This window comes from Candidatus Albibeggiatoa sp. nov. BB20 (assembly GCA_016744725.1).
Lineage (GTDB): Bacteria > Pseudomonadota > Gammaproteobacteria > Beggiatoales > Beggiatoaceae > Albibeggiatoa.
In genome coordinates this window covers 1-5,202 of sequence record JADGDW010000232.1, presented here as the reverse complement: position 1 = coordinate 5,202, position 5,202 = coordinate 1, and the positions used below count along the sequence as shown (strand labels likewise).

The 5,202-nt window shown below is 37.8% G+C and carries 7 protein-coding genes; 2 read left to right on the top strand and 5 right to left on the bottom strand.

Translation table 11 applies throughout. The features are described from left to right. The 3 genes from ABXH34_RS17680 to ABXH34_RS17670 all read right to left on the bottom strand — a co-directional run. A partial coding sequence (locus tag ABXH34_RS17680) for an LbtU family siderophore porin (RefSeq protein WP_353573206.1) occupies window positions 1-573 on the bottom strand: 573 nt, incomplete at its 3' end. A gap of 61 nt (window positions 574-634) precedes the next feature. Further along, the gene (gene moeA, locus ABXH34_RS17675; protein WP_353573205.1) at window positions 635-1,894 is read right to left on the bottom strand and encodes a molybdopterin molybdotransferase MoeA; all 1,260 of its coding nucleotides are present in this window, start codon (window positions 1,892-1,894) and stop codon (window positions 635-637) included. 148 nt (window positions 1,895-2,042) lie between these two features. Beyond that, entirely contained in the window at window positions 2,043-2,897 is an 855-nt protein-coding gene (locus ABXH34_RS17670) for a hypothetical protein (RefSeq protein WP_353573204.1), read from the bottom strand. Window positions 2,898-2,940: 43 nt separating this feature from the next. Here ABXH34_RS17670 and ABXH34_RS17665 point away from each other — a divergent pair, with 43 nt between their 5' ends. Further along, window positions 2,941-3,063, top strand: a complete 123-nt coding sequence (locus ABXH34_RS17665; protein WP_353573203.1) for a hypothetical protein — start codon at window positions 2,941-2,943, stop codon at window positions 3,061-3,063. 126 nt (window positions 3,064-3,189) lie between these two features. Here ABXH34_RS17665 and dnaQ read toward each other — a convergent pair whose 3' ends face one another. After that, window positions 3,190-3,924, bottom strand: coding sequence for a DNA polymerase III subunit epsilon (gene dnaQ, locus ABXH34_RS17660; protein ID WP_353573202.1), 735 nt, complete (start codon window positions 3,922-3,924; stop codon window positions 3,190-3,192). Between the two features lie 27 nt (window positions 3,925-3,951). Beyond that, complete coding sequence (locus ABXH34_RS17655; protein WP_353573201.1) at window positions 3,952-4,812, bottom strand: Tle-like phospholipase domain-containing protein; 861 nt, start codon at window positions 4,810-4,812, stop codon at window positions 3,952-3,954. A 300-nt stretch (window positions 4,813-5,112) separates the two neighbouring features. On the opposite strand from ABXH34_RS17655, the gene ABXH34_RS17650 reads away from it, so the two are divergent. Then, window positions 5,113-5,202: hypothetical protein (locus ABXH34_RS17650; protein ID WP_353573207.1), on the top strand; the 90-nt coding region annotated here is incomplete at its 3' end.

The following is a 5,202-nucleotide window of genomic DNA, read 5'->3' as shown; positions in this document are numbered from 1 at the left end:
ATCTAATGATAAACCATTGCTTTCTAACGCATAACCTAAGCCTAAACCAAAGTTTTCAATTTTGTCATCTTCATTTTTCTGAGTATCGCCATTGTAAGCATACACTGAGCCATAAGCACCCGCAGCATCAAAGCCTACTTTTATCGCAGACACTTGTGTTTCGCCAATATCTAAAGTTAATGGGTCAGAAATCATATTCGTTTCATAACCACCAAATAAATACATACGACCAGCAGATAAATAAAGAGGTGAATAGTCTGTATTACCAATAGTGATATAACCTACATCGACAACCAACTCTTCAGTTGCATCTTCTTCAAATAAAAATAATACATGACCACTTACCCATTTATGGATTTGCGCATCAATTGCTAATTCAACGGTTGCTAAAGTCACATCGCTGCTATCAACACCTGCATAATCTTCAGTTTGCCAAGCATTAACTTCGATTAAACCGCTAATGGTCACCCCTTGCAAAATATCTTCTGCAACAATCTCTGCTTGGGTAGGAGCAGCTACAGACAATGCAGTAGCACCCAAAGCCATTAAACATGCTTTACGTAATGATTTCATATACACTTCCTCTAAGAATTAACAATAAAGTCTTTTTGTGAAAATTCTATCAACCCCTCTATCATAATAGTCCTGTGAGTGGTTGTACAGTCACATATTCAGATTCATTTACAACAGTTTGGTGTTCTTGCAACACAATAAAGCAATTGGCTTCACTCATAGAGCGAATGATATGTGAACCCTGTGCACCTGTCGTTGTGACCACCCATTCTCCATCCTCTGCTTGCTTTAATATGCCTCGCTGAAACTCAGTACGGCCTTTTTTCTTTTTTAATTTAGATAAACAACGGACTTTCCAAGTGAGCTGCGCTATGTCAGATTGCCCCATCATACGTTGTAATGCAGGTTGTACAAATTGATAAAATGTCACCAATGCTGATACAGGATTACCAGGTAAACCAAAGAACGTGGCTTGATTGATTGTGCCAAAAGTGAGTGGGTGCCCTGGTTTCATCGCGATTTTCCAGAAATTAATCTGACCTAATTTATCCAAAATTTGCTTAACATAATCTGCATCCCCCACTGAAACCCCACCAGAAGTAATAAGTACATCGGCAATCTGAGAGGCTGTGGTAAATGCCTGTTCTATTTGCTCTAAATCATCAGGTATCACACCCATATCAATCACTTCAAGATTCAACCGTGCTAACACCCCAAATAACTGATAACGATTGCTGTCATAAATTTGTCCCGATTTTAAAGGCTGTCCAACAGGGCATAATTCATCACCAGTAGAAAAAAATGCAACCCGCAACTTAGGTTTGATTCTGATTTCAGCAATCCCCAATGAAGCCAATAGGCCTAATTCAGGTGGTAAAATTTGCTTACCTACATTTAATACCACTTGTCCCAGTTGCATATCTTCGCCAGCCAAACGCACATTTTGTCCCGCTTTATGCTGTTGAGGATTAAATTTAATCTGCTCGGCATCAACTTCCACATGCTCTTGCATAATAACGGTATCAACACCTTGGGGCAGCATTGCACCTGTCATAATCCGCACACACTGACCTTGTTGAATACTTTGCTCAAAAGGATGGCCTGCGAATACAGAACCCACTAGCTGTAAACTTTGTACCCCTTCAATATTCAAATCAGTCGCATTAACCGCATACCCATCCATCGCAGAATTGGTATAAGTTGGCACTTGCATCGGTGATTGAATATCTTCAGCCAAAATACAGCCCAAAGCTTGATGTAAATTGACTTGCTTATAACCTGTTATGGGTTGAACCGTTTGGATGATACGTTCAAGGGCTTGGCTTACGGATAAATGAGGTGTTTTTTCGTCTGAACAGCTAACTTGGTGGGTAATTGCCATAATTTGCCTTGCAAATGAGAATTGTTATTATTTAATATCAATATAACTAATTTTAAAATTTTTATCAAATATTAATATGCACTTAAATAGCTCTAAACTGCAATATATTACAGATACATTCCTAGCATAAAAGGGCACACAGTATTGCTTAAAAATCGTCTACAATTAAATGTGCTTTAAATTTATTGACTTTAGGGCTATCGTCTAAGGCTTGCAATTGTCGCCACACTTCTAGCCGCCAATTATGTTCCGAGTCAAGCAATAAGCGAGTTAAGCGTAATAATCTATTTTCATCGGGGTCAAGTGGAAAAGGAGGCAATCTAAACCTAATCCCTGTTTGCAGTGTTTTTTTCTGCTTATCTTGCAATATTAACTGGTAGGTTTGATTGGGTTCAACATTGGGTAGGCTAAACTGCGTATGTTTTGTATGCAGCTTATTTTGGCTGATAATCGTTTGGCCTTGCTGGTTTTTTAGGGTTAATTGATAAGGTTTTTTACCTCCTTTCCAAAAAAAGCCAAGTTCACCTTGTTGAGCAAATAAATATAAAGGTTGTTGATTATCTGTTATCAATGTACTAACAGGAAAATCCTCATTATCTCCTCGTTCTGTTGCCACAATTCGATTCGGTGGGTTAATGTTTTTGCGAGTTAAACGCATATACAAACGCTTAGTGTTTTTTGTTAATTTACACCATTTGCCACAAGGTGCTTCTAAGCCCATAATCTCATGTTGTTGACCTGTGGCTAATTGCTGTTGTTCTAAGTTTTCACTGTAATAATCCAATACCACAGGCTGAGCAAAAGACTCAGGTATCACAACCACATCACCCACACAAAGCTCGGCATTTGAGCTACTTAATTCTCGTTGGCTCATATTGTGGATTATTTTTACTTCACTTATATTTTCAGCTAATTGTGCTTTAGCTACAACAGTGCACGATTGTGCATGGCTATTGTAGTTTAACAGCAGTAACAAGCTGAATAATAAAAATTTAAATCTCATCGATACCCCTCCAGCCTAATATTATTTTAGTTGCTTGGATAAAATGAACAAAAAATCATGGATGGCTTGGATTATCATCACATCTAATATGATGTCGATTTCCATTTCATCGTACATGAAATTTGCAGAATGTCATGCAGGTTTAGGTGTGGTAAAAATCAAATAAAATTATAGCCTAAACTGCAACTGTACAAAACTTATTTCGTACATATTGCTGAGGGGAATAGATTAAAAAACAATAAGAAACAGAGTCTTAGTTAAGCACAAATTAAATTACGAACCAGCTTATAATTTAAGAACTTAAGGCTTCAGTTGCTTTTTGCTCTAAACTACGCCATAAACAATGATTTCCAACTGCTTTATCAAGCCGCTCTAAATATTGTTGATGCAAAGCCAGCTCTTCTTCGGTTGCTTCAAGCAGTGGTAATTGTCCTGCTTCAAGGCTAATCCGACGAATCTGAGTCGCTTCAGCACTGTTATTACTATCCTCTGCGCCCAATAAACTGGCTTGACCACCTGTAAGAGCAAGATACACATCAGCTAAGATTTGTGAGTCTAATAATGCGCCATGCAATTCTCGTTTAGAATTATCAATATCCAACCGTTTACACAGTGCATTTAAATTATTTTTTTGACCGGGGTATCGCTTCCGCGCCATTCGTAGCGTATCAGTGATAGTGCAATAATGTTCAATGCCTTGCCAATTTTGATTGAGTAATTGCAGTTCATAATTGATAAAGCCGACATCAAACGGAGCATTGTGAATCAATAATTCAGCTCCTTGGATAAACGCCATAAAAGACTGCACTATGTCAGCAAAACGTGGTTCATCTTGCAACATTTCATTGGTGATACCGTGAACTCGAATTGCCTCTTCATCAATTTTTCTATCAGGTTGTAGATATTGATGGAAATGATTGTCGGTCGCTTGACGATTAACCACTTCAACACAACCAATTTCAATGATTCTGTGGCCTTCTTTTGGCTCTAAACCTGTGGTTTCTGTATCCAGTACAATTTGACGCATGGCTTTATCTTTTGTTAGCAAAGGATGTTATTGAGTGGTACGGCGTTGCATTTCTTCAATCATTTCATCAAGACTATGCAATTCAAGTAAATCGACTCCTTCTTCAGTAATTAAAGAGAATGAAGTACCTAACAAACCGCCCGAATTTGCACTGCTATAGGAGTCCGCGATAATGTCATAACTTGACCACCATCCGCCTTCTTTTCTAAACACTAAGTTATAAATAAATGGGGTTGGATATTCCCCCGTGTAGCCCTCAGGATATTTTCGGGCAAACGAATCATTTTCAACTTCTTCAGAAATGGGAGCTGAATTAAAAGTGATTGCAGGTAGATTGAATGAGTTAGCAATATATTGTGCGATACCACCACCCAGTGAATGGCCAGCAATTGCCAATGAATAACCTGTTTGTTGAATATAAGGTAATAATTCTTCTGTTGCACTAAGTGCATTTTCATACTGTTCAGGAATTGCACCAAATAATTGTTGAATGTCTGCGAGTAAATCATCTAGGCTGTTAAATTCAGTACCGCGCACAGCTAATACAGCTTCGTGCCTATCAGCATTGATATACAAACCCATGTGTAAGCCATCATCACCTTGAATAAGCCATGTTTCATCATCAAAAAATAAATCCGTATTTTGAAAGTCAAACACAATGAGGCCTTGACCTCTTGTCCAGCCTTGTTTATCAAATGAGGCATTATCATCATATACGTCTTGGCTGATAAGGGCATAAGGGTAAGCAATTTGGATGCAGGCCGTATCACATTGGATGATATTATCAGGGACTTCTCTGAGTTCCCTAGCCTCTAAGTTCAAACTGAAAATTGATAAAAGTGAAAAACAAACAACTACTTGTTTAATATATTGCCTAAAAAGAGTCATGGTTTGTTACTCCAAAAGATGTGGATTGGTTCATTAAACCTTAAGCCATTGATTCCTGCAAGAGGTATTGGATTATAAGGTATCAACACTGTTAAAAGGCGAAGGTTTTAAGCTTTTGATGGAAAATACACCGTCCCGTAAACTAAAAATCAGGTATTTAAAACTGTAGCTTTGAAGCAAACAGCTCGTTTCAGACACATGTATTAAGGAATTAAAAATATAATGAATTTCATGAAATAGTAGGCCTGAGTTTGTTATCATTGTGTGATTATCTTTTTCTATTACACTAAAAAAATAACAATGCAACAACGTAAATATTTTGGTACTGATGGCATTCGAGGTGTCGTTGGTAAACCCCCAATTACCCCTGAGTTTGTACTAAAATTAGGC